Source organism: Nostoc sp. UHCC 0302, assembly GCF_038096175.1.
GTDB lineage: Bacteria > Cyanobacteriota > Cyanobacteriia > Cyanobacteriales > Nostocaceae > UHCC-0302.
The window spans coordinates 1,947,786-1,970,575 of the sequence record NZ_CP151099.1 but is presented as its reverse complement, the minus strand read 5'-3'; the positions used below and the strand labels follow the sequence as shown (position 1 = coordinate 1,970,575).

The following is a 22,790-nucleotide window of genomic DNA, read 5'->3' as shown; positions in this document are numbered from 1 at the left end:
GATACACGAGAGGAAATTATGGCTCATAAGAAAGGAACAGGTAGTACACGTAACGGTCGTGACTCTAATGCTCAACGTCTGGGCGTTAAGCGTTATGGTGGTCAAGCTGTGCGTGCGGGAAACATTCTCGTGCGTCAGCGCGGCACTAAATTTCACCCAGGTAACAACGTCGGTATTGGTAGCGATGACACTCTGTTTGCCTTAATCGATGGTGTCGTAACCTTTGAGAGAAAGGGCAAAAGCCGCAAAAAAGTTAGCGTTTACACAGCAGCCCCAGTTGCTGAAGCAACACCAGCTGAGGCAGCAGCAAGTTAAATTGGCAGGGTGGGTAATACCCACCCTACAGATTTATTAACTGCATCGATAACAAGGCTCCATACCAGGAGTTTTGATTCGATAAATATCAATAGATAGTACTGTAAATCAATATTGCTCTCAAATAGATTTTATAAAAAATCGCAGACGTTTTTTTGCCTACGATTGGCAAAAGTATACCTTCAGATAGATGTATTGTTTAAGATTTTTAGTTTTGTAATGTCTATTTGGTAATCATCCCTAATCTTCTTCAAGGGAAATTGCACGAACTTTGGTTCACCTATTAGATTCCACTCAAAGGTATGCAATACATGAGATGCAAACACTTTCGTGATTGCGATCGCCAATAGCATGACTAAACTCAGTGTTTTGAAGATGTCTTCATTTTAACTTTGGCGATTAACCAGGGTGGCACTAGCTTGGTCAACAGGCATGAGTATAACTTCGTTAATGTTGACATGAGGCGATCGCGTCACGCAGAAAAATATCACATCAGCTATATCATCTGGGGTCAGAGGAGTAACTCCTTGATAAACCTTACCAGCACGTTCATTATCGCCGTGAAAACGCACTTCGCTAAATTCTGTTTCTACCATCCCAGGGTCAACAGAAGTTACACGTATAGGAGTTCCTAAGAGGTCTTGTTTTAACCCTTCAGAAATTGCCTTCACGGCAGCTTTTGTAGCACAGTAGACATTCCCAGCAGGATAAGTTTGGTGTCCGGCGATGGAACCCAGGTTTACGATATGACCGCGACCACGATTCACCATTCCAGGAACTACATAACGGGTGAGATAAAGCAAACCCTTAATGTTCGTGTCAATCATTTCTTCCCAGTCTTGAAAACTGCCTTCATGCAACTTGTCTAAACCGCGACTCAGACCAGCGTTGTTAATCAGAATATCGATGTTAGACCAGTCAGCGGGTAAGGTAGAGATAGCAGACTCGACAGCAGTGCGATCGCGTACATCTAGCTCTAACAAATGAATTTCAATATTAAATTCTTTAGTGAGTGCATCCGCCAACTGCTGCAAACGCGAAAACCGCCGCGCCGCTAAAATTAATCTTGCACCCGCACCAGCAAAAATTCTGGCGCAAGCAGTACCAATACCACTGCTTGCACCAGTAATCAAAACGATTTGATTTTGCAGAGAAATCATTAGGATAGTTAGGAGTTAGGAGTTATGAATTAAGTAGGTAGACACAAATAAATTAAAGCTTGTAGTTGCGCTTTAGCGCTAAAGCGCAACTACAAACTACAAAGCATCTTCAGTTTAATTATGTCTATTTACTTAGTAAAAGATTTACAGTTCATAATTTATCATCAGTCGTCTATGACTCCCAATATTAAGAGTTAGGAGTCAGGAGTACAGACGCGATTATACTCTTACGAGAAGCCGAAGCAGAGCGTCTACGCGTCTATACAGGAGTCAGAAGTCAGAAAATAGTAATTATTTTCTTAATCTCCCCCTCTGCTCCCTGCCCCCCTGCCCCTCTGCCCCCTACTTCACCACTTGCAGGCGCTGAGTTACCATCGTTAACCCACTACCTCGAAGGATTACCGCAGAAACCCATTGGCTACCAGGAGTAGATGGTGCTTGTCCCGTTTTAAAAAGTCCGCCAGAGGTAAGTAATTGCAAATCTACAGATGTGGGGTTGAGATATTTGTCTGCTTGGATAGGTTCTTCCAAAGCTGAACCGAGGAGAAAATCATCGCCGAGTGGTTCTTTGACGATCGCATCAAAAGTATATTTCTGACCGACTTTTACCTGCTGTGGTAATTTAATATCAACTTGAGGTGGCTTGCTACCAGATGTCAGTAGGGTGCGTTCTGACAAAACATCTTGGCGAACGATTTTTGCACCTGTAACACGCTGGCGCGATGTAATGGTAGCATTGAGAGCCAAATTATTACTATTAGCAGAGGGTGAACCAGTGATACTGGTTATTGTTTCAGCAATCAGCCCATTACCTTCAGTTTTCCAAGATTTTAGTTGTGTGCTGTAGCGTAAATTTGGATACCTTTGCCACAGTGAAGTCAAGGCTTTTTCCAGAGTTTTACGGTTTAAGCCATCTCCGTGAGTGAAATTAGGGCTGTAAAATTGCATTACGCCGTTGATATTTCCCTGGCTGGCGGCTGCATCGATTTGCGTCAACAGGTTTTTCAGGTCGGCGGGGACATTTTGGGGGGTACTGGCTTGTGCCACTTGCTGCGGTGTACTAGCTTGAGCGCGTTGCCAACCACTACTTAAACCAAATGTCAGCAGGAATAAAATCAGCCAGATGCTGGTTGTTAGCTTTCTTTGGTGTCTGATTAATAAGAGAATAATGTTAGTCATTGGTAAGAGTTTACTGATTTGACTAGAGAAGGTAAGGAAATTGTTTTATCTTAGTTAAGCTAGGCGCTAAACGGTAGAGGTTTGATGGCAGACGCACCGATAAAATTACTAATAGCTGCCAGTGGAACTGGTGGACACTTGTTTCCAGCGATCGCACTGGCACAGAAACTACCAGATTATGAAATTGAATGGCTAGGCGTACCCAATCGGCTAGAAACTCAACTTGTTCCTCAACAGTATCCTTTGAATACTATTGCAGTTGAAGGGTTTCAGCAAGGGTTTGGATTTTCCTCCCTCCGCATTTTGGGTAAACTTATCGGTTCGATTCTGGAAGTCAGACGCATCCTCAAGCAAGGAAATTTTCAAGGAGTCTTTACCACGGGAGGTTATATTGCCGGGCCAGCAGTGATTGCGGCACGTTCTCTCGGTTTAAGAGTGGTTTTTCACGAATCTAATGCTTTACCCGGTAAAGTAACTCGCTTTTTTGGCCCTTGGTGTAATGCAGTAGCCGTAGGATTTGAAGTGGCTGCTAAGTATTTACCTCGCGCCAAAAATGTCTGTGTTGGTACTCCCGTTCGCTCGCAATTCCTGGACGAGGAGATTAATGTACCACTAGATTTACCCATTCCTGATGGCGTTCCCCTAATTGTCGTCTTTGGTGGTAGCCAAGGTGCAGTTGCTGTTAATCAGTTAGTGCGCCAGTCTGCTCAAGCTTGGTTTGATGCTGGTGCGTATGTAGTACATTTAACAGGCGATCGCGATCCTGATGCCGAGAGTCTCAAGCATCCGCAATACATCGCCCTACCCTTTTACAATAATATGGCGGCATTATTACGACGAGCTACTTTAGCAATTAGTCGTTCTGGTGCTGGTAGCTTGACAGAATTGGCAGTGTGTGGAGTGCCAGCAATTTTGATTCCTTATCCCTTTGCTGCGGAAGACCATCAATCTTATAATGCAGACGTATTTACGAAGGCTGGTGCGGCATTAACGTTTAAGCAATCAGAGTTAACGGCTGAAGTACTGCAAACTCAGGTGTTAAATTTGTTGAAATCACCAGCAGAGTTGGCAAAAATGGGGAAGAACGCAAAAGCGATCGCAGTTCCTGATAGTGCGGAAAAGCTAGCACAGTTAGTGCGCGAGGTCGTGGAGATGTAAACAGGTTATCAACTATTACGCCACCTGTTTGGCTAGTTGTTTACTTGTCCAACAGCATACTCAGTAGATTGTCGTTTGAAGGGTAGATGAAAAGCTAAGACAATATCTTGTTTATGTATGCCTCGACTAGGAAGTTTATAGCAATTATTCCTTTACTACCATCGTGCTGAGTCCGGATTTTTTCGTTTTTGATATCTAGATGTAAACCATATACACGTCGTTTGTTTGGCCAACCTGTGTGAACTAGTTAATAGCGATCGCATTCTTGATTAAAATTCAGTTCTGCTTCGGCTTCTGCGTTGCTGGCTTTGATTCGACTGTAAGTTTGTAACAGTTATTGAATTATTTGACGAGATTGCTCTACTTTTACAATTTGACAATTGTCTCTTCTTAGGCATCGCAAACAATTAGGGGTAACCTACTCTATCAAACAAGTAGAATGTTAAAGTTTCACCAGTTTCACCTATTATAATAGGCTATTTTTAGGGATGGCTTTATGAAAAAATTAATTTTTTGCCCTATCATTGCTTTCTTACTAATAGGAGTAGCAGATACATTAGCCATTGCTCCAAGTCCAAGTCCCTATGTTGAGATGGGACTAAAATCATCACAGATGTTCACTTGGCTAGACAAATTTCCTGCGGCAAGAGTTGCTCAAGCTGGTACAGAAATTGATGAAAAGACTGCTTTCAATTTAGTGTGGAAACTGCCGCAAGTAAAACGTAAGGCAAAGGAAATTGAGCAACTCTCTAGAGGAACTATCAAGGTGGGAGCTACCGTTGATAGTTCTCCAACTCCAAATGAACCCTATTACACAGTTCAAGTCTTTGAAAAACATCCAGATGAAAATGTAACGATCTATTGGTTCCGTGTTTTGAGTTCAAGTGGCGCGATCGAAGTTTTAGATTTGGTGCAAAACCAATACATATCCTTGGATAAATGGCGATCCAACTGATACAGCAGAATTCCTAATTCAGGAGCAAAGCCGGAGACGCTCCACCTCCGAGCAGAAGGAAATCCGGCTTTATATCTAGCTTTTTAACTCAGATACTGTACTTCATTTACTTGCAAACTACTATATAAAACAGTATCAGCTTGATTACGGTTTGTGATACTGTTTTACTAGTTTGGAGTTACTTAAGGAAAAAATGACTGTATTTTTCTATTTACGCTAAAAATTTTGAAATAAAATTTGCAGATTTACTCTATAAAATCAATGTCTGAACAAAAGCCTTTAAGTCCTTGGAACTACAAACCTTGGTGGTGTCAGCCCTGGTCTATACTGCTCACAGGGATAACAGTTATTAGTACTAGCTGGTTACTATTTAAAACTATCTGGTTAACAGTTCTTGTTTCGATTCCTATATTGACATGGATGGGCTTTTTCTTGCTAGTCTGGCCGCAATTAATTATCCGCAGTGGGGTTTTAGAATCGTATCAAAAAGACAATGCATAGGAGAGCTAATTCACTCTCAGTCGATAACCGATACCTCTAAAAGATTCAATTCAATCGCTTCCAAGTTTCTGCTATACCTCCTTCTTTAACCAATTCAATCGCTTCCCGTCCAGTATTAACGACTGTGGCCATGAACCCATTTATTTGCCTCTAATCCCGTTTCCACAAATGTGATGATGGGAGGCTTGTCTTCGTCGATGATAATGCGGTTTATAGGCTGTGATGTTTTGGTAAGAATTGAGAGGAACTACAAGAGTAGAAGTCGAGGCTTGACCTAAATCACTAATCAAGCCACTTGGGGCGGGTATAGGGGTTCTACATCCTTACACCCCTATTTATTGCCTAGTTCCACCCAACAGCCATGTGCAAGAGCGATCGCCTGGAAAATACCCATCAACAAAGGCGATCGCATAGTAATCTTTGCGGCCTGGTCGATAATGAGACAAAAAGCTATCGAAAATAGCAGTGACATCCCCTTCAGATAGTTGTTCTGTACTTACACTGCCCTCATTTGCCAACTGTCGAAACTCTTCAACTTACTGACAGGTTTAGTTCTCATAAATGGTGTGTAACCTAGTCACTTTTTTCTTTTATTTTCAAAAGCTTAGATAAATTTTCAGTAAATCTAAGATAAAAATTTTTTGTATTGATTTTATTACTCCGAATATTTTGATTCTTAACCACCGAACTTGAGCAAATACCGTCATCTAGTACACCTTACGTATTTGGAACTTTTTAGTGATTTTGAATAAGTGATATGTGACGATAAGTAGTTCAGCATCTACCAAAGCTTCGCCTTTTACTGAAGGAGGCTTAAATTATTTAATATTAAAATTCAGTAACTTCCGAAAAAATGTCAAGTTCAGACGAAGCAATTTAGCAACGTTATAAGTTTTGGTAATGATTAGTGATTTTGAGAGTTTTCAACCTGGGATTGGGTGGAATATCTTGTAACCATTTATATGTTCAGGGAATTTGCACAGTGAAAGTTAGGCGACATGAACAATAGAGCAAGCCAAACGCATAAAGAACCCAAAGTAATGGAATATCTCTGCCTAATTCCAAGGCTATTAAGTTTAGTTGCAGAGATATTTTTTACTCGCAGCCTTAATGCGAAAGAAGCAATTGTGTGGTTGCTGCGACGTTTTATGCCGCCGAAAGTTTCTTGCTTAAGATTCAAACACTCATCTTTGAAAACGCAACCTGCCCTTTTCCCTGAAAATGAAGCAGAAAGGCTCAAAGCCCTGGAAAACTACAATATTCTGGATACTCTTCCTGAACAAGCATTTGACGATCTAACTGCTCTTGCTGCTTATATTTGTAGAACTCCAATTGCTTTAATTAGCTTAGTTGACGCCGATCGCCAATGGTTTAAATCTAAAGTTGGTCTAGAAATCAGCGAAACACCAAGAGAGTGGGCTTTTTGCTCTCATGCTATTCTTCAACCAAAGGACATTTTAGTAATTACCAACGCTACTAAAGATGAGCGCTTTGCAAAAAATCCTTTAGTCAAAGGTAACCCCAAAATTCGTTTTTATGCAGGTGTACCACTCGTTACGCCTAATGGACTACCGATAGGGACGTTGTGTGTCATCGATATCGTTCCTCGTCGCCTGAGTGATAAGCAGTTAGATGCACTATACCGCTTGAGTCGTCAAGCGATCGCGCACATGGAGCTAATTCAGGAAGTTCGCAAACGACAACAAGCAGAAATGGAGGTAAGGCAGTTATCGCTGACTGATGAACTCACCGGCTTGTATAATCGACGTGGCTTTTTCCTACTGGCTGAACAACAGTTAAAACTTGCTCACCGAATTAAAGTATCGTGCTGGGTAATTTTCATTGATTTGGACGGGCTGAAAAAGATCAATGATACCCTTGGTCACGACATGGGAGATGCCATGCTTATTGATGCTGCTCAACTAGTCAAGCATAGTTTTCGTAATTCTGATATTGTTGCCCGTTTGGGTGGAGATGAATTTCTTGTTTTCGCATCCAGCCCTTTTAGCGACGCTGATAGTATTCAGGCGCGTTTGCAAACCAATATTGCCAGATTCAATCAACAGGAGAAGCGTAGTTATCAACTGTCGATGAGTATGGGAATAGAGTGTTATTTGCCAGAAAGCAATATGTCACTAGAACAACTGATTGCTAGAGCTGATGAGTTAATGTACGCTCACAAACGTCTTAAGCGACGGCCTATAAACTAAAATTATTCCTTTATTTAGTAACACCAGTGATACATAGACAATTGTAGAGACGTTGCATTGCAACGTCTCTACAGGATTTTTTATTTTTAATTTACAACTTGGCTCCCATGACTGCGAGGATCTTCTTTACTAGCCGTTGGTGCTACTGGGGCTGAGAATTTGGATACTTGTCCACTAGCTTGAGCATAAGGGAGAGATGATCCAGTAACCAAAGCCTCTAAGTTGCTAGCCATAATTGTGCGGGGTTGATCGCCTATAGCTTGCGCTATGGTTTCCCCGTTTTGGCTCAAAAACACAAAATGAGGAATGCCATCCACCCGATATTTCAGCATTTCCGGCAGCCACTTAGTATTATCCACATTCAGCATGACAAAATTCAACTTGTCAGCATACTGTTCTTCCAGTAAGGCCATGTCTGGAGCCATTTTCTGGCAGACTGTACACCAATCAGCATAGAACTCCACTAGAGATGGTTTGCCGTTGCTCATAGCTACTTCTAGCGGTATGGAGGCATTGTCTAACTTACTGAGAGAAACTGAATTTGTCTCAGTTCGCAGTCCCAGAAATAAGGCAACAGTAAGGGCGATCGCTACAATAGCAATTAAGAAGTTTCTTACACGCGCCCCTAATGTGGATTCAGACTTTACGGGAGAATCATTTGTCATAAAAGAAACATTAAAACTTATTAAGTACTATCATTTTTAGTTTAGCTGACCTAAGCCGCGCGATTCGCTTTTGGAGGAGAGACGCGATTAACGCGTCTGTACAAGAGGCAAGAGTTTTGAATTATTCTCCCAGTCCCCAATACCCAATCCCCACTCCCTACTCCCTCATATCACGTTTAATTTGTTCACTTTCAATCGCTTCAACCAAGGCGCGAAAATTACCTTCCCCAAAACCTTGTACTTGGTAACGCCGTTCAATAAACTCAAAGAAAAAGGTTGGCTGTCCAAAAATGGGCTGAGTGAAAATTTGCAGTAGTAAAGGTACATTCTGCTGCGCTTCTGGGGAAGTATCTTCTTTCCAGTCAACTAAGATTTCTTGTTGGGCGATCGCTTCAAATTCTTGAGATGATAGTGGCAGTCTTGGCCGCTGTTGTAACCGCTTGTAATAGGTTTGAGGAACTGAGAGTAAGGATAGGCCAGAGGCACGAAATTGAGCGATCGCACTTACAATATTGGTTGTTTTCAAGGCGATATGTTGGATTCCTGCCCCTCGATTCACATCTAAAAATTCTTGAATTTGGGAATTGCCAGAAGCTGGCTCATTAATAGGTATTTGTACGTTACCGTTACGCGAAACCATCACTTGGCTGTGTAAAGCAGAGCGATCAGTTTTGATTTTAAACATCTGCTGAGGTTGAAAATCTAAGATATTTTCATACCAAGCGACAGCACGCTCTAAATCCCCTGCTGGCACATTCAGTACTATATGATCTATCGCAGTAATCGTGAGGGAAAGGGAAGAGGGAACGGCAAGGGGAAAGGGGAGAGAAGACAGAATCGCTTCCCCCCTGCTTCCCTGCCCCTCGGTCACTGAGCGTAGCCGTACTCCTCCGGGGAAGCAAGCTACGCGCAGCCTATCGTAGAGAAGTGCTGCTCCCCTGCTTCCCTGCTCCCCTGCTTCCCCCGCAGAGTGCCTTTCTATCAACGTATGACTCAGCCCGCCCCAGGCGGCAATTTTGCTCCACTTTAGGGACACATCACCTATTTGATGTTCCTGAATGGGTTGGAGGATTTTAGCACCATAGACTTGAGCCTGAGCGATCGCATCTGCCACATCTTCAACAGCGAAAGCAACATCCGCTACACCAGGTGGATGCTTACTTAGAAACTCAGCCACGGGACTTGTGGGCAAAATTGGCGAAGATAGTAAAAAGTAGACAACACCACTTTTCACCACTTCCGTGCAAGTGTGAACCGAAGTAATGCCACTGTCTATTGCTTCAAAACCGAGATGGTGTACAAACCAATCCCGCCACACTTGGGCATTTTCTACATAGAAGTGAATGTGATCAATTTTTACCATAATTTCCGAAAATCCAGCATAAAAGCATATATATCTGTAAATTCTGCCTTTTATGCCGTTTTTTCAATTCTTTCCTAAGCAATAATTATCTACGCACACTAAGATATCCTTTGAATTTAGAAAAACAGATGACTATCAGGTTGAATGTTAATTTCCATAGGCACAGCTTGCGGTTCAGCAGAAAGAGCAAAGAAAATTGCATTGGCAGCAGTTTCTGGACTAAGCATTTTTTTTCGGTCTACCTTTAAGTTCACGTTGTCCCAGAAAGGAGAATCTACCCCACCAAAGTAGAATAGCGTGAACTTGATACCAAAACGCTTGAGTTCTTCGGCCATGCACTTACTAAAACCGACAACACCAAATTTGGAAGCAGAATAAGCCGCAGCCATCGCCATCGAATGTTTACCCAGAATTCCAACCACGTTACAAATATGACCAGACTTGCGCTTTTGCATCTCCTCAGCTGCCGCTTGCGTGGTGTAGAAGCTACCTTTTAAGTTGATATCTAGCATCTTGTCTAAATCAGCTGGTTCCAGGTTGTTGTAGGGCTTGAGGATGCCAGCACCAGCTGCATTTACCAAAACATCAATTTGACCGAATTGGGCGATCGCTTTTTCTATCAAAGTGTCTACCTGTTGCGGATCAGTAATATCAACGGGAACAGTCAATGTTGTCCCTGGTAGCTCATTTGCGAGTGTTGTTAACCGAACCGCATCTCTCGCTGCCAGTACCAATTTCGCCCCTGTAGGAGCCAGTTTACGAGTCAAAGCTGAACCAATGCCGCCAGTAGCACCGACAACGAGAATAACTTTATCCTGCATCGTATTGTTTACATTTCTTTACATCATTCTACATAATATTGGGGATTGGGAGAATAATTCAAAACTCCTGCCTCTTGTACAGACGCGATGAATCGCGTCTCTAGTCCTGCCTCTTGTACAGACGCGTAGACGCTCGAAGAGCGGCTTCTCGTAAGAGTATAATCGCGTCTCTACCATGCCCAATTCAAGAAAGCTTTGTCAAAAACCCCAAAAGTCTTTTAGTATTTGATGTTAAAAGTGTGCGGCGATAACTATCTGCTGCTTTCTTAATCGCTTCAGCTTGAGTGGGATAAGGATGAATTACACCACTGAGTTTACTCAAACCGAGTTTACCAACAATTGCTGTAGTGATTTCCGAAATCATTTCACCGGCATGACGGGCGACAATGGTTGCACCTAAAATTTCATCAGACCCCTTTTTGTGGTGAATTTTGAGAAATCCGAATTCTTCACCATCTGCGATCGCTCGGTCTACACTACTAAAAGGAATTTTAATTGTCGTCACCTCAATACCTAACTTCTGCGCCTCCTGTTCGGATATCCCTACATGGGCGATTTCTGGGTCAGTGTAAGTTACCCACGGCATCACCAAACTACTGAGTTTAGAACGTCCCAAGCCAAAGGGAGAAAACAGTGTATTCTTAATTACAATCCGCGCCGCCGCATCAGCAGCATGGGTAAACTTCCAGTTCATGCAGATATCACCAGCTGCATAAATCTTGGGATTTGTAGTTTGCAGGTAATCATTCACCTTTACACCGTGGCGCTTGTCGTACTCCACGCCAACAGCTTCTAAATTCAGACCTTCGACATTCGGCGCACGTCCTGCACCCACTAAAATCTCGTTTACCGTCACAGAATCTCGGCGACCATTAGAAGAAAAATAAAGCCGTTTGCCTTCAGTAACAATTACCACCTCTTCTAATTGGGAATTCAACACGACGCGAATTCCTTCGCTCATCAAGACCTTTTGAAGAATTTCGGCAGCTTCAGCATCTTCTTTATTTAGAATGTGAGAACCGTTATGGAAAAGTACCACCTCACTACCCAAACGCCGGAAAGCCTGCGCCATTTCGCAACCAATTGGCCCACCGCCAATTACCGCCAAACGGTCTGGTCGTTGAATCAGCGAAAAAACCGTTTCGTTGGTAAGATAACCCGCTTTTTCAATTCCTGGAATCGAGAGTTGCGCGGCTCTAGCTCCGGTAGCAATTACGGCTTTTTTAAACCGGAGAGTTTTATCGCCAACTTCTATAGTATTTTTACTTGCAAACCGACCGCTACCCAAAAAGACATCGACCCCTAGCTTTTGAAAACGCTCCGCTGAGTCATTGGGGCTGATATCCGCTCTTATCCGTCGCATCCTTGCCATGACTGTGGCAAAGTCAACTCCAATATTATGTTGTGGAACGTTAATCCCAAAGTGTTTGGCGTTCCAGATTTCGCCGACTACGCGAGCTGAGCGGATAACAGTTTTAGATGGGACGCAACCAACATTTAAGCAATCTCCACCCATAAGATGCTTTTCAATTAATGCCACTTTTAAGCCTAAATCGAGACCCGCTGCACCTGCTGCTACCACTAATCCCGCTGTACCAGCACCAATGACTACCAAGTCGTAAACATCAGCGGGTAGAGGATTCTCCCAATTAGGCGGATGGACATAAGATACCAACTTCTGGTTATACTCATCCATTGGGCGAACTGTGACTCTCTCGAATTCAGAATTGGACATTATCAAACCTCTTTTAACAATTAAAAATTTAAAGTTTAAAATTAAGAACTTTTAGAGATTTAGGCAGTTCAATAATTTATTTTTAATGTTTGTTTAACAAGGAATACAGCTTTTGAAATGTTTTGTCAGTTCGATAATTGACAGATAATCCTCAAGTTTTACTGTACAAAGCTTTTAACTACTGATATAGCTTTTGAATTTTTAATTGTTAATCACTTCCTCTTCTAAAGCTTTCTGGGCAATACGGGTGATATAAATTGTTACGGTGACTGTGGCAATAAAACCCAGAATCCGAATTGCCCATTGGACAGTGGGATTGGTGGGTTGAGCCTCAGTCCCAATTCTGGCAAGATTACCAGCAAGGGAACCAAGATAAACGTACATGATGGTTCCGGGAATCATGCCTATAGAACCCATAAAGTAATCTTTGAGTGAAACTCCTGTGATGCCAAAGGCGTAGTTGAGCAAATTGAAAGGAAATATCGGTGATAGTCGCGTTAACAGAACAATTTTTAATCCTTCTCTGCCAACAGCTTGGTCAATAGCAGCAAATTTTTTGTTATCTGCGATTTTAAGCGCAACCCAATTCCTTGCTAAATAACGTCCGACGAGAAATGCAGCGGTAGCCCCCAGGGTTGCACCAACAAATACGTACAATGAACCCCAAAATATACCAAAGACAACACCTGCTCCCAAGGTAAGAATAGAGCCTGGTAAGAATGCAACCGCGGCAATAATGTAAAGTGCAATAAAGGCCAAATCTCCAGCTGCACCAAGGCTATCAATCCATTGCAAGGCATTGCGTAAAAGTGTTTGGGGATTGAAAGAATTGGAATTGGTGGATTCTTGTGCGAGGGCAAAGTCTGTGTTTAGCAGAAAAGCTAAGCTAAATGCTAGTAGTATTAATATACTTAGGCTGAAATACTCCTTTAATATTTGGTAATAAGATTGATTTTTCATGGTTTACAGGTAATTGTCGGTAAATGAATGAGATTTTTTTATCTCACGCCAAGACGCAGAGGCGCAGAGAAGAACGCAAGAGTTTGACTAGTTAATTATTGGTTTATTAAGTCTTAATAGGAAGTTAATTCTTGTTGTTATTGTTTTGAGCTTGGGTGATTTCTACTGTTGCTACACTTTCAGTTAGAGCTTTTTTGGCAATTTTTGTAATATAAATAGTGACGGCAATGGTGGCAATCAAGCCAATTACTCGCATTACCCATTGCCAGATTTGAGTTTCTGGGGTGGTTGGCTGATGAGGCGTGTTAATCATTGCAAGGTCAGTGGCTAAGGAACCGATGTAAACGTACATCACAGTGCCTGGAATGATGCCAATGGAACCTAAGATATAGTCTTTGAGGGAAACTTGCGTCACACCAAAAGCATAATTTAATAAGTTGAAGGGAAAGATGGGTGACAGGCGAGTTAATAAGACAATTTTCCATCCCTCTTTGGCAACTGCTAAATCAATTGCTTTAAATTTAGGATGTTTGCCAATCTGTTGGGAAACCCAATCCCGCGATAAGTAGCGTCCGATGAGAAAAGCTAAGGTTGCTCCAATTATTGCAGCAATTAACACATATACTGAACCCCAAAAGACGCCAAACAAACAACCGCCTTTGAGCGTTAGCAGGGAACCTGGTATAAAAAGTACTGTAGTCAAGTTATAGATGAATATGTAGGCGATGGGGCCGAAGGAACCAAGACTGTTGACCCAAATAACTGAGGTCTCTAAAAGTCCGTGAACGTTAAAGTATTTGGCAGAAATTATTAAGGTGGCAATTACGCAACTCAACAGTAGCAGTTTGAACTGGGATTTTAATTTACTCTTCCTCATTTTTATAAGTTTCACCTTCAGAAGCTCAAGTTTTATCTTCAAAGGCTCGATGTTGACCTTCGGAAGCTCGACAATGACCTACGGAGGCTCGACGTTGGCCTTTGGAAGCTCGAAGTTGACCTTCGGAAGCTCGACGATGACCTTCGGAGACTCGACGATGACCTTCGGAGGCTCAATGATGACCTTTGGAAGCTCGACGTTGACCTTTGGAGGCTCAATGATGACCTTTGGAAGCTCGACGTTGACCTTTGGAGGCTCGACGTTGACCTTTGGAAGCTCGATGTTGACCTTCAGAGGCTCAATATCTCAAATCCAATGTCTCCAACATAGGCGAAATAAGTGGACATAACAAAGTTAAAGATATTTTATGGCTTGCAGTTTGCGTTGTGAGCGCTAAAGCGCAACTACAAACTACCTACTTACATAAGATACAGCTTAAATTCTCTTAAATTTTTCCCGGCGATACCAGCTACGAATTCGCTGAGGTGAAACACCGAGTAAATAAGCAGTAATTACTATTTGATTAAGTAGGGTAGTTTTCAACACTCCCTTTTGCAACCATCTCCGGGCTGAGGTGACAACTGCAACGGGTAGAATTACAATCCTGCCAGTGCGTCTTAAACGACGTATGAGTTCAAAGTCTTCCATAATTGGCAAGTCGGGAAAACCGCCAACTTGTTGAAATACCTGTTTTGTTAAAAAAATTGCTTGGTCACCGTAGGGCATTTGGCAAAATTGCGATCGCCAATTAACTCCCAACTCCACCCATCGCAAACTCAACAGCGATGCATCAATTCGCAACTTAAACGCACCTGCCACAATACTAGGCTTTTGTATCGCTGTGCGAATCATGACATCAAATCCAGTCGGTAAACGAGTATCTGCATGGAGAAACAGCAGTATATAACCGCTAGCAGCTACAGCACCCGCATTCATTTGAGCAGCACGACCAGGAGATGAAGAAATAATTTTTATACCTAATGATTGAACGATTTCTACTGTGCTGTCTTGAGAACCACCATCGACTACAATCACCTCTATATTTGTGCTGGGTTGGGTAGTTGTAATTGCTTCTTTGATATTTCTCGCTTCATTAAGAGTCGGAATAATAATCGAAATTCTGACAGCACTAGTATCACGGCTCATGTTTTGTAAAAGTGTGTTACTCTCTGATTCTTTCCCCCTGCCTCCCCTGCTCCCCCTGCTCCCCCTGCTCCCCCTGCTCCCCCTGCCCCCTTTAATTCCAGTCTTGCTCTTCTTTCTTCCCGCGACTTTTGTAAATCCCTCCCAGGTTATGAAGTTGGCGAGTTCTCTCATAAAGCTCGGCTTCTGTTAAACCCCACTGTTGCAAAACTTTATCCAAGTCTTTTTGGATGTCTCTCGCGCCTGGAAAGCCTAAATAACGGATTCGCAATCTAGCCAATTCAGCTAAGTTGTAGTCTGTCGGCTCTTGAGAGAGTAAAATATCAATAAGGGGGCGATCGCGATTGTAAAGAGGGTGCTGTTGGTCTTTACTTCCGGTTGTATTTGTCATCGTAAGTCTTGAGTACTGAGTTAAAAGTTACGAGTTAAGAGTACTGAGTCCTGGTTTTTAAGTTTAGCTCAGAGAGTGAGGCAGTGTTTCGGCTACTTCGATTACGCTCAGCATAAGTACGCTCAACAACCAGGCAAAAGGGAATCATCTACTATTGAAGGATTGAATGTCAAATTGATAACTTATCACCTCTAACTCCTAAGACGGCTACTGAAGAATTAACTCTCATATTGAGAACTTTTAACACCTTACTCATAATTCAAGACTCCTTAGACGGCAACTACACCTGAGTCAATACGGCTCTCCTCACTGCCATTCAACTTTAAATAAAGATACATTGTCCTTAAGAAAATACAAAAAACTTTAGATGAGGGTGAGCTTTTTCTCACCCAAACTTAAAGCAGCAAGGGAGCAAGAACCCGTTATGTTTGAACACTTCACTTCCGAAGCCATTAGAGTAATTATGCTAGCTCAGGAGGAGGCCCGTCGCCTGGGACACAACTTCGTAGGAACTGAACAAATTCTCCTGGGTTTAATGGGAGAAGGAACTGGGGTTGCTGCTAAAGTGCTGGCTGAATTAGGCGTTAACCTCAAGGATGCACGTCGCGAGGTAGAAAAAATTATTGGCAAGGGTTCTGGCTTTGTACCACCAGAAATTCCTTTTACTCCCAAGGTGAAAAACCTCTTTGAGCAATCGTTTAAGGAAGCTCATAGTCTAGGACAGAATTACATTAACACTGAACACTTACTCTTAGGATTGACTGAAGCAGGTGAAGGTGTCGCCGCCAAAGTACTACAAAATCTAGGGGTTGACCTCAAGACCCTCCGCAGTGCCATCATTCGCCGTTTGGGTGATAATGCATCTGTTGCCGCAGGTAGTGGTGGTCAAAAGCGCACGCAACCGCTAACTATGGAAGAGTTTGGTAGGAATTTGACCAAACTAGCACAAGAAGGCAGACTCGACCCTGTAGTTGGTCGCCAGAAAGAAATTGAGCGGGCTATCCAAATTCTCGGTCGCCGGACTAAGAATAACCCAGTGTTAATTGGGGAACCAGGAGTTGGTAAAACTGCGATCGCAGAGGGTCTAGCTCAGCGTATTGTTAACCAGGATGTTCCCGAAACTTTACAAGACAAGCAAGTTATCAGCCTCGATATGGGGTCTTTGGTAGCAGGGACTCGCTTCCGTGGCGATTTTGAAGAACGCATCAAAAAAGTTGTGGAAGAAGTCCGTACAGTGGGCAATATCATCCTGGTAATTGACGAAATTCACACACTGGTTGGTGCTGGTGGTACAGAAGGCGGCTTAGATGCAGCCAATATCCTCAAGCCTGCTCTAGCACGGGGTGAACTCCAGTGCTTAGGCGCAACCACCCTGGATGAGTATCGTCAACATATCGAGCGCGATGCCGCCCTAGAGCGTCGTTTCCAACCGATTATGGTTGGGGAACCCTCAGTCCCAGAAACTATTGAGATTCTCTACGGTTTGCGCGGTGCTTATGAGCAGCACCACAAAGTAACAATTTCTGATGCCGCACTTTCAGCAGCAGCAGTGTTGTCTGATCGTTATATTAGCGATCGCTTTTTGCCAGATAAAGCGATCGACTTGATTGATGAAGCTGGTTCTCGCGTTCGTCTGCGGAATTCTATGGCTTCCGCTGATAGAGAAATCAAGCGGGAACTCGCTGGTGTGACCAAATCTAAGCATGATGCTGTCAGAACCCAAGATTTTGACAAAGCTGGACAACTGCGCGACCAAGAATTGGAACTCACAGCCAAACTGGAAGCGACATTATCACAAGACGATCAGCCAAAGAATTCTACTGTAGTTGACGAAGAAGACATCGCTCAAATCGTTGCTTCTTGGACTGGTGTACCAGTCAACAAACTCACTGAATCTGAATCTGAGTTACTCCTACACTTAGAAGAGACTCTCCACGAACGGCTTATCGGTCAACAGGAAGCAGTCTCGGCTGTATCTCGTGGTATCCGTCGCGCCCGCGTCGGACTAAAAAGCCCAGATCGTCCTATTGCTAGCTTTATCTTCTCTGGCCCGACTGGAGTTGGTAAAACAGAATTAGCGAAAGCATTGGCTGCTTACTTCTTCGGTTCCGAAGATTCCATGATTCGCCTCGATATGTCCGAATACATGGAAAGCCACACCGTTTCCAAGCTAATTGGTTCGCCTCCTGGTTACGTCGGATATGACGAAGGCGGGCAACTTACAGAAGCTGTGCGGCGTAAACCATACACGGTACTGCTATTCGACGAAATCGAAAAAGCTCACCCCGATGTATTTAATATGCTGCTGCAAATCTTGGATGACGGACACCTCACTGATGCCAAAGGCCGGAGAGTAGACTTCAAGAATACACTGATCATCTTGACTTCTAACATCGGTTCCAAGGTAATCGAGAAAGGTGGTAGTAGCTTAGGCTTTGAATTCGATAATCAACCTGGAGCTAGTTACAACCGCATTCGTACGCTGGTAAATGAGGAATTAAAAGCTTACTTCCGTCCTGAGTTCCTCAACCGTGTCGATGAAATTATCGTCTTCACCCAGCTTTCTAAGGATGAAGTTAAGCAAATCGCCGAAATCATGCTCCGCGATGTTTCTACCCGGTTGACTGAAAAGGGAATTACCCTAGAAGTCACAGAACGCTTCAAAGAGCTTGTGGTACAAGAAGGCTATAACCCCAGCTATGGTGCTAGACCATTACGTCGGGCAATTATGCGCCTCCTAGAAGATTCTCTCGCCGAAGCACTGTTGTCTGGTCAAATCACAGATGGAGACACAGCCATTGTTGATGTTGACGATGACTCTCAGGTGAAGGTACAAAAGGCAGAAGAACGAGAGCTGTTATTAGCAAATGTTGGCTAATAATTATACCTGAGCGCTTTTTGTTGTAAGATTTGGGGAATGCTCCGACCTCTGGCCTAGACTAGAGGCACAAACGGAGATCATCTCTGGCAAACATAAGTGAAATGGTATTAAATATTCCTCCCTTGGTAGCAATACTGGGGGATTTTTTTTAATGCTATACAGATTCAATTAATGATTGCGATAGTAAAGACGTTGCAATGCAACGTCTCTACATGGTCTATGTGTCACATTGCGATATTGATTCTTCTGGCAACAATTCTGCTGCTTCTTCACCCTCAACCAAATTCTCAGAACTAGTAGATTTAGAAAAACCATCTGCTACATCTTTAATAAATCCAGCAACAGGTACTGCAACTAGCAAGCCCAATACCCCACCAATATTAGTTCCTACGAGTAAAGCAATTATCACCCATAGTGGTCTAAGTCCTGTGAATCTGCCCAAAAGTCGTGGTGCGATCGCTTGGTCAATTAACTGATCAATTACAATAGCTAATGCAAAAACCTTAAGTGCTAACCACACATCATGTGTTGCTATTATCAAAGTTATTACAAATAGACTGACAATATCACCAAAAGGAATTAAGCTCAAAAGCCCAATTCCCAAACCAAAGAGTAAACCAAACTGTACTTGAAAAGCTAACAGTAATAAAGTTTCTGAAACGCCCATTAGCAAAGCTAAACTTCCTTGTCCAATAAAGTAATTTTGGAAGTTTTGCTGAATAGATAGGCTTACCTGCTTAGTAAAACTACCAGGCAACTTTTTAAATATCCCTTCCCACAAGCGAGGGCCATCTAACAACAGGTAAAAAGTTAATACTACTGTAATTAATGCTTCAGATACACTATCGATAGTATCTATAATAATGCTCAAAAGTTTGTCTGAAACATACTCTAATTCATCAGGCAAGCGGTCAGTTACTCGCGTTAATAATTCACTTAAATTTACATTTAATTTATGTCTAAAAAACCAATCATTTAAAATTTGAAGCCTTTCACTACTAGAATCAATCCATTGCGGAAGTACTCTAGTTATCTCATTAAATTCCTCAATAACAATAGGCAATAAGGTGATTCCAAAAGTAACTAAAATCACCAAGGTTAATATAAAAACTGATGACACTGCATAGTTGCGTTTAACTCCCCGCTTTTGGATAAACGAAACAGGGTAGTTTAAAATAAATGCAAATAAAGTAGCTAAAATAAAAATTGTTAACAGAGGTTGCAAATTTTGAAAAAGCCGAAACGCTAGCCACCCATTGAGAAAGAGTAGAGGAAACAGCAGCGTAAAAATTAACCATTTAAGTAGTTGATTGAGCGAGAAATTCATAAGTAATTTAAAATTCAAAATTATTCGGTTGCTTAAAAGCGTCTAGGAAAATAAAACTGGTCATAGTTAAGAAAATACAATAGATTTTTAATAATCTATCAGAGTAACTTGACTGGGTAAACAAAAAATTCAGTGAAATACAAAAACGTCTACCAGTAAACTTAAATTGAGTACTAACTTTCAGTAAAAGCTAAAAATTGCTCATCATTTATCCTTCCTGCTTGATATAAAGTATTAGTAATTTCTGAAAGAGTTAAGACCGCATGACCGCGATAACCATTGTCTTGTAACCTATCTCTTACTCCTTTTTCATGGTCAATAAATACCACAATATCATTAACATTTAATCCTGCTGATTTCAATTTTTCTGCTCCTTCCATGACACTTTTACCACTGATCAGAATATCATCAACTACCACAATTGTTTCACCAGGGTAAAAACTACCTTCAATTACTCTACGAGTTCCGTGGGCCTTGACCTCTTTACGAGGAAAAATCATCGGACACTGAAGACGTAAAGCTAAACCAGTAGCAGTGGGCAAAGAACCATACGGAATACCTGCTAATCTATCAAAATCAAGGTTTTTCAAAATTTTCTCATAGGCACAGAGAACTTGATTAAAAAGTTGAGGATTGGAAATAATTTTGCGTAAGTCGATGTAATAAGGAAATATAGCTCCTGATGCTTGGACAAATTTCCCAAACATAATGCAACCAATGTCATAAAGTTGCAAAATCAAATCTTGTTGAGGGTGCTGATTAAAAACACAAACATTAGGTAACCACACAGAACACGTAGAATTCTCATCAATAATTTCAGTTTTAAATTGATTAATTTCTGCGTTTAAAGACTGGATTTCTTGAGATAATTGTGAGCTTCCTAGCATATCTTGAGGAACCGGAATCAGCAAACCATCACCGTTAGTATTCAAACCTGCTTCTAAAATTTGCTTGAGATTTCCACCTTCTGCCCAGATACTACGCGCCATAATAATACGTTCAGGAGCAACTGATCGAATGAGCGCTAAAACTTCAGGATTTATAGTTCCTACTTCCAAACCCAATTGTTCTGGAGTTCCCCAGTTTTTTGACTCTTTAACGACTTGTAAATAAAGAGGTGTTTCGTTACCAGGATACTGTTGTAAAGCTTCTGCACCTGCATTAGAAGTACAGCATAAAATAAACACTGCTTTATCAGGATAAACCAAAAAAGGCACTACATGATCTTGTCCTGTATAAGGACTCAGAGTGATTGCATCTACCTGCCATTCTGTAAATACAGCGCGAGCAAAGATGGTACTAGTATTTAAATCACTATGTTTAGCATCTAAAATAATTGGGATGTGGCTTGGAATAGCTGCTAAAGTTTTATGCAATAGTTCTAAGCCTGGAATACCCAAAGCTTCATAAAAGCCAAGTGTTGGTTTATATGCACAAACAAAATCAGCAGTTTCAGTAATGATGAATTGCAACCACTGCCATAAACCAGTGATGATGTCTTCAGATTCGTAACGAGCCGGCATCATCTCTGGATTTGGATCAAGGCCTACAAAGAGTAAACTTTGATTTTGAGAGATGTTAATATGTAATTTATCGAAAAAATTCATATCTTGTATTCCTAAAAAAGGATGAATAGCCACATCATAAATTTATAACTCCTCACTCCTAACTCTCTATAATCCTGCAAACCATTCATAGCCCTGATCTTCCCAGTAACCTTTAAAAAGTGATAAGTAACTAACAAGTGTAATTCGAGTTACCCACTTGCTCTGCTTATATCCAAGTTTAATTGGTGATGCTAAACGCAAAGGTGCACCATTTTCTATTGGCAAAGGATCACCATTTTTCTGATAAGCTAACAAAGTTTGGGGATGTAAAGTTGAAGCTATATCCCAACTTTCATAGTAGCCATCAGCTGATTTAAAGTAAGCATATTGGACATTTGCTTTGGGTTGAGCAAGGGCAACTATTTCCTGTAGACGTACGCCACCCCACTGAACGATCGCTGCCCAACCTTCCACACAAACATGGCGTATAATCATGGAAGTCAGAGGTAAAGCCTGGATTTCTGCCATACTCAGGCTTAGAGGATTGTTAACCTCACCATCAATAATTAAACGATACTGTGCCGTATCTATAATTGGAGTAGACCTAAAACTATTAACTATTAATTCTTCTGGTTTAATCTCACTAAAAGAAAATTCCGCTACAGGCTTTTGTGGTTTAAACACTAACTCTTCAACTTTCTGATTAAGTGGCTCAGAAAGTTTACCTACAATATCTTCAAATGCTGGTGTACCACAGCCACCCATAAGAAACCCCATGCCAGAAACTCCAGAAATTTCTAAGAATTTGCGGCGTGTTAATTGAGGACGATTTATGCGAATTAATTTTTTGTCATTTATCATTAGTTATTAGTCATTTGTAATTTGTCATTGGTTTTTCTCCCTCATCCTCCAAAGTTTTGTTTACCAAAACATTGATTCTGTAAGTTGGGAACCTCCAGCCTTACGTCCTAATAAAGAGTGAATAATTGTAAAGATAATAAACATCGGTACTGAGGCAAAGTGAACAATTCTTAGTGCTTGCCAACTACCAAACATATCAACAACCCAGGAAAATTGAACAGGTTTATACATACCTATTCCTGTAAGTAACGCTAACAGTAAAATAGGAATAATGGCTGTATAGACGATGCGATGCCAAGCGTAAATGAGACGCTTGGAATTTTGACTTTTTTGTAATGCTCTAAGATCATTGCCTCCTATGAACCGATGTCGCCAACGTCGGGTAATTAAAACGTAAATTCCATACCACAACAGATTTAACGAAAATAGCCACATTGCTGCAAAATGCCAGTGTCTACCTCCCGCTAGCCAACCTCCCAAGGTAAATATCGAAGGAATATGTAAACCTTCACGTCCACCAAAAACAGGGTTGGCGTTGTAAATTTGTAGTCCACTGGTGAGCATTATTGACAGGCTAACAACATTACAGGAGTGAAAAATTTTGGCTCCTATTGCTTGAGTTGGTAAATTCCGAGTTTTAGGGGGAACGGTCGAAGTCATATATATTTACTGAGAAAATTTTATATCTCTCTGTCTTGGGTAAATAGCCCAGCAGGTTCGGAAATTAACATTGCTTACTCT

21 protein-coding genes and 1 pseudogene are annotated in these 22,790 nt (G+C 41.8%); 6 read left to right on the top strand and 16 right to left on the bottom strand.

Going from position 1 to position 22,790, the window contains the following annotated elements:
• The first annotated feature begins 18 nt into the window (after window positions 1-18).
• Complete coding sequence (rpmA, locus tag WKK05_RS08230) at window positions 19-315, top strand: 50S ribosomal protein L27 (RefSeq protein WP_341529260.1); 297 nt, start codon at window positions 19-21, stop codon at window positions 313-315.
• Window positions 316-701: 386 nt separating this feature from the next.
• Here the strand turns inward: rpmA and WKK05_RS08225 are convergent, their stop codons facing one another.
• Together WKK05_RS08225 and WKK05_RS08220 are read right to left on the bottom strand one after the other, a co-directional pair.
• Complete coding sequence (locus WKK05_RS08225; protein WP_341529259.1) at window positions 702-1,475, bottom strand: SDR family oxidoreductase; 774 nt, start codon at window positions 1,473-1,475, stop codon at window positions 702-704.
• Window positions 1,476-1,817: 342 nt separating this feature from the next.
• Window positions 1,818-2,654 carry a nuclear transport factor 2 family protein gene (locus WKK05_RS08220; protein WP_341529258.1) on the bottom strand — a complete coding sequence of 279 codons (837 nt, stop codon included), beginning with the start codon at window positions 2,652-2,654 and terminating at the stop codon, window positions 1,818-1,820.
• Between the two features lie 84 nt (window positions 2,655-2,738).
• Between WKK05_RS08220 and murG the strand changes: the two genes are divergently transcribed.
• On the top strand, window positions 2,739-3,812 hold the full coding sequence (murG, locus tag WKK05_RS08215; RefSeq protein ID WP_341529257.1) for an undecaprenyldiphospho-muramoylpentapeptide beta-N-acetylglucosaminyltransferase: 1,074 nt from the start codon (window positions 2,739-2,741) through the stop codon (window positions 3,810-3,812).
• Window positions 3,813-3,844: 32 nt separating this feature from the next.
• Here the strand turns inward: murG and WKK05_RS08210 are convergent.
• Window positions 3,845-4,047: pseudogene (locus tag WKK05_RS08210) on the bottom strand (element excision factor XisI family protein); the annotation flags it as partial.
• A 261-nt stretch (window positions 4,048-4,308) separates the two neighbouring features.
• On the opposite strand from WKK05_RS08210, the gene WKK05_RS08205 reads away from it, so the two are divergent.
• Together WKK05_RS08205 and WKK05_RS08200 are read left to right on the top strand one after the other, a co-directional pair.
• Window positions 4,309-4,767, top strand: a complete 459-nt coding sequence (locus WKK05_RS08205) for a hypothetical protein (protein ID WP_341529256.1) — start codon at window positions 4,309-4,311, stop codon at window positions 4,765-4,767.
• Between the two features lie 261 nt (window positions 4,768-5,028).
• The gene (locus WKK05_RS08200) at window positions 5,029-5,268 is read left to right on the top strand and encodes a DUF6737 family protein (RefSeq protein ID WP_341529255.1); all 240 of its coding nucleotides are present in this window, start codon (window positions 5,029-5,031) and stop codon (window positions 5,266-5,268) included.
• A gap of 335 nt (window positions 5,269-5,603) precedes the next feature.
• Here the strand turns inward: WKK05_RS08200 and WKK05_RS08195 are convergent, their stop codons facing one another.
• Complete coding sequence (locus WKK05_RS08195) at window positions 5,604-5,786, bottom strand: hypothetical protein (protein ID WP_341529254.1); 183 nt, start codon at window positions 5,784-5,786, stop codon at window positions 5,604-5,606.
• A 480-nt stretch (window positions 5,787-6,266) separates the two neighbouring features.
• Here WKK05_RS08195 and WKK05_RS08190 point away from each other — a divergent pair, with 480 nt between their 5' ends.
• Complete coding sequence (locus WKK05_RS08190) at window positions 6,267-7,478, top strand: sensor domain-containing diguanylate cyclase (protein ID WP_341529253.1); 1,212 nt, start codon at window positions 6,267-6,269, stop codon at window positions 7,476-7,478.
• Window positions 7,479-7,564: 86 nt separating this feature from the next.
• Here the strand turns inward: WKK05_RS08190 and WKK05_RS08185 are convergent, their stop codons facing one another.
• The 8 genes from WKK05_RS08185 to WKK05_RS08150 all read right to left on the bottom strand — a co-directional run bounded on the left by WKK05_RS08185 (window position 7,565) and on the right by WKK05_RS08150 (window position 15,433).
• A complete protein-coding gene (locus tag WKK05_RS08185) occupies window positions 7,565-8,143 on the bottom strand; it encodes a thioredoxin family protein (RefSeq protein ID WP_341529252.1) in 579 nt (192 codons plus the stop codon).
• A 157-nt stretch (window positions 8,144-8,300) separates the two neighbouring features.
• Complete coding sequence (locus WKK05_RS08180; RefSeq protein ID WP_341529251.1) at window positions 8,301-9,506, bottom strand: VOC family protein; 1,206 nt, start codon at window positions 9,504-9,506, stop codon at window positions 8,301-8,303.
• 116 nt (window positions 9,507-9,622) lie between these two features.
• Complete coding sequence (locus tag WKK05_RS08175) at window positions 9,623-10,327, bottom strand: SDR family oxidoreductase (RefSeq protein WP_341529250.1); 705 nt, start codon at window positions 10,325-10,327, stop codon at window positions 9,623-9,625.
• Between the two features lie 184 nt (window positions 10,328-10,511).
• Window positions 10,512-12,062 carry a mercuric reductase gene (locus WKK05_RS08170; protein WP_341529249.1) on the bottom strand — a complete coding sequence of 517 codons (1,551 nt, stop codon included), beginning with the start codon at window positions 12,060-12,062 and terminating at the stop codon, window positions 10,512-10,514.
• A 201-nt stretch (window positions 12,063-12,263) separates the two neighbouring features.
• Complete coding sequence (locus WKK05_RS08165; RefSeq protein ID WP_341529248.1) at window positions 12,264-13,022, bottom strand: TVP38/TMEM64 family protein; 759 nt, start codon at window positions 13,020-13,022, stop codon at window positions 12,264-12,266.
• 124 nt (window positions 13,023-13,146) lie between these two features.
• Window positions 13,147-13,899, bottom strand: coding sequence for a TVP38/TMEM64 family protein (locus tag WKK05_RS08160; RefSeq protein WP_341529247.1), 753 nt, complete (start codon window positions 13,897-13,899; stop codon window positions 13,147-13,149).
• A gap of 435 nt (window positions 13,900-14,334) precedes the next feature.
• Window positions 14,335-15,045: a TIGR04283 family arsenosugar biosynthesis glycosyltransferase gene (locus WKK05_RS08155; protein ID WP_341529246.1), complete on the bottom strand. Its 711-nt coding sequence runs from the start codon at window positions 15,043-15,045 to the stop codon at window positions 14,335-14,337.
• A 91-nt stretch (window positions 15,046-15,136) separates the two neighbouring features.
• Window positions 15,137-15,433: a DUF3288 family protein gene (locus WKK05_RS08150; protein ID WP_341529245.1), complete on the bottom strand. Its 297-nt coding sequence runs from the start codon at window positions 15,431-15,433 to the stop codon at window positions 15,137-15,139.
• 424 nt (window positions 15,434-15,857) lie between these two features.
• Here WKK05_RS08150 and WKK05_RS08145 point away from each other — a divergent pair, with 424 nt between their 5' ends.
• A complete protein-coding gene (locus WKK05_RS08145; protein ID WP_341529244.1) occupies window positions 15,858-18,311 on the top strand; it encodes an ATP-dependent Clp protease ATP-binding subunit in 2,454 nt (817 codons plus the stop codon).
• A 220-nt stretch (window positions 18,312-18,531) separates the two neighbouring features.
• Here WKK05_RS08145 and WKK05_RS08140 read toward each other — a convergent pair whose 3' ends face one another.
• The 4 genes from WKK05_RS08140 to WKK05_RS08125 form a co-directional block, all read right to left on the bottom strand.
• On the bottom strand, window positions 18,532-19,641 hold the full coding sequence (locus WKK05_RS08140; protein ID WP_341529243.1) for an AI-2E family transporter: 1,110 nt from the start codon (window positions 19,639-19,641) through the stop codon (window positions 18,532-18,534).
• A gap of 173 nt (window positions 19,642-19,814) precedes the next feature.
• On the bottom strand, window positions 19,815-21,248 hold the full coding sequence (locus WKK05_RS08135; protein ID WP_341529242.1) for a bifunctional orotidine-5'-phosphate decarboxylase/orotate phosphoribosyltransferase: 1,434 nt from the start codon (window positions 21,246-21,248) through the stop codon (window positions 19,815-19,817).
• A 66-nt stretch (window positions 21,249-21,314) separates the two neighbouring features.
• Window positions 21,315-22,049: a molybdopterin-dependent oxidoreductase gene (locus WKK05_RS08130; RefSeq protein WP_341529241.1), complete on the bottom strand. Its 735-nt coding sequence runs from the start codon at window positions 22,047-22,049 to the stop codon at window positions 21,315-21,317.
• Between the two features lie 60 nt (window positions 22,050-22,109).
• On the bottom strand, window positions 22,110-22,709 hold the full coding sequence (locus WKK05_RS08125) for a cytochrome b/b6 domain-containing protein (RefSeq protein ID WP_341529240.1): 600 nt from the start codon (window positions 22,707-22,709) through the stop codon (window positions 22,110-22,112).
• Window positions 22,710-22,790 lie beyond the last annotated feature (81 nt).

Bases quoted from the DNA above. Each gene is read 5' to 3' on its own strand.
- rpmA (WP_341529260.1), top strand. From the start codon at position 19: ATGGCTCATAAGAAAGGAACAGGTAGTACACGTAACGGTCGTGACTCT.
- WKK05_RS08225 (WP_341529259.1), bottom strand. From the start codon at position 1,475: ATGATTTCTCTGCAAAATCAAATCGTTTTGATTACTGGTGCAAGCAGT.
- WKK05_RS08220 (WP_341529258.1), bottom strand. From the start codon at position 2,654: ATGACTAACATTATTCTCTTATTAATCAGACACCAAAGAAAGCTAACA.
- murG (WP_341529257.1), top strand. From the start codon at position 2,739: ATGGCAGACGCACCGATAAAATTACTAATAGCTGCCAGTGGAACTGGT.
- WKK05_RS08205 (WP_341529256.1), top strand. From the start codon at position 4,309: ATGAAAAAATTAATTTTTTGCCCTATCATTGCTTTCTTACTAATAGGA.
- WKK05_RS08200 (WP_341529255.1), top strand. From the start codon at position 5,029: ATGTCTGAACAAAAGCCTTTAAGTCCTTGGAACTACAAACCTTGGTGG.
- WKK05_RS08190 (WP_341529253.1), top strand. From the start codon at position 6,267: ATGAACAATAGAGCAAGCCAAACGCATAAAGAACCCAAAGTAATGGAA.
- WKK05_RS08185 (WP_341529252.1), bottom strand. From the start codon at position 8,143: ATGACAAATGATTCTCCCGTAAAGTCTGAATCCACATTAGGGGCGCGT.
- WKK05_RS08180 (WP_341529251.1), bottom strand. From the start codon at position 9,506: ATGGTAAAAATTGATCACATTCACTTCTATGTAGAAAATGCCCAAGTG.
- WKK05_RS08175 (WP_341529250.1), bottom strand. From the start codon at position 10,327: ATGCAGGATAAAGTTATTCTCGTTGTCGGTGCTACTGGCGGCATTGGT.
- WKK05_RS08170 (WP_341529249.1), bottom strand. From the start codon at position 12,062: ATGTCCAATTCTGAATTCGAGAGAGTCACAGTTCGCCCAATGGATGAG.
- WKK05_RS08165 (WP_341529248.1), bottom strand. From the start codon at position 13,022: ATGAAAAATCAATCTTATTACCAAATATTAAAGGAGTATTTCAGCCTA.
- WKK05_RS08160 (WP_341529247.1), bottom strand. From the start codon at position 13,899: ATGAGGAAGAGTAAATTAAAATCCCAGTTCAAACTGCTACTGTTGAGT.
- WKK05_RS08155 (WP_341529246.1), bottom strand. From the start codon at position 15,045: ATGAGCCGTGATACTAGTGCTGTCAGAATTTCGATTATTATTCCGACT.
- WKK05_RS08150 (WP_341529245.1), bottom strand. From the start codon at position 15,433: ATGACAAATACAACCGGAAGTAAAGACCAACAGCACCCTCTTTACAAT.
- WKK05_RS08145 (WP_341529244.1), top strand. From the start codon at position 15,858: ATGTTTGAACACTTCACTTCCGAAGCCATTAGAGTAATTATGCTAGCT.
- WKK05_RS08140 (WP_341529243.1), bottom strand. From the start codon at position 19,641: ATGAATTTCTCGCTCAATCAACTACTTAAATGGTTAATTTTTACGCTG.
- WKK05_RS08135 (WP_341529242.1), bottom strand. From the start codon at position 21,248: ATGAATTTTTTCGATAAATTACATATTAACATCTCTCAAAATCAAAGT.
- WKK05_RS08130 (WP_341529241.1), bottom strand. From the start codon at position 22,049: ATGATAAATGACAAAAAATTAATTCGCATAAATCGTCCTCAATTAACA.
- WKK05_RS08125 (WP_341529240.1), bottom strand. From the start codon at position 22,709: ATGACTTCGACCGTTCCCCCTAAAACTCGGAATTTACCAACTCAAGCA.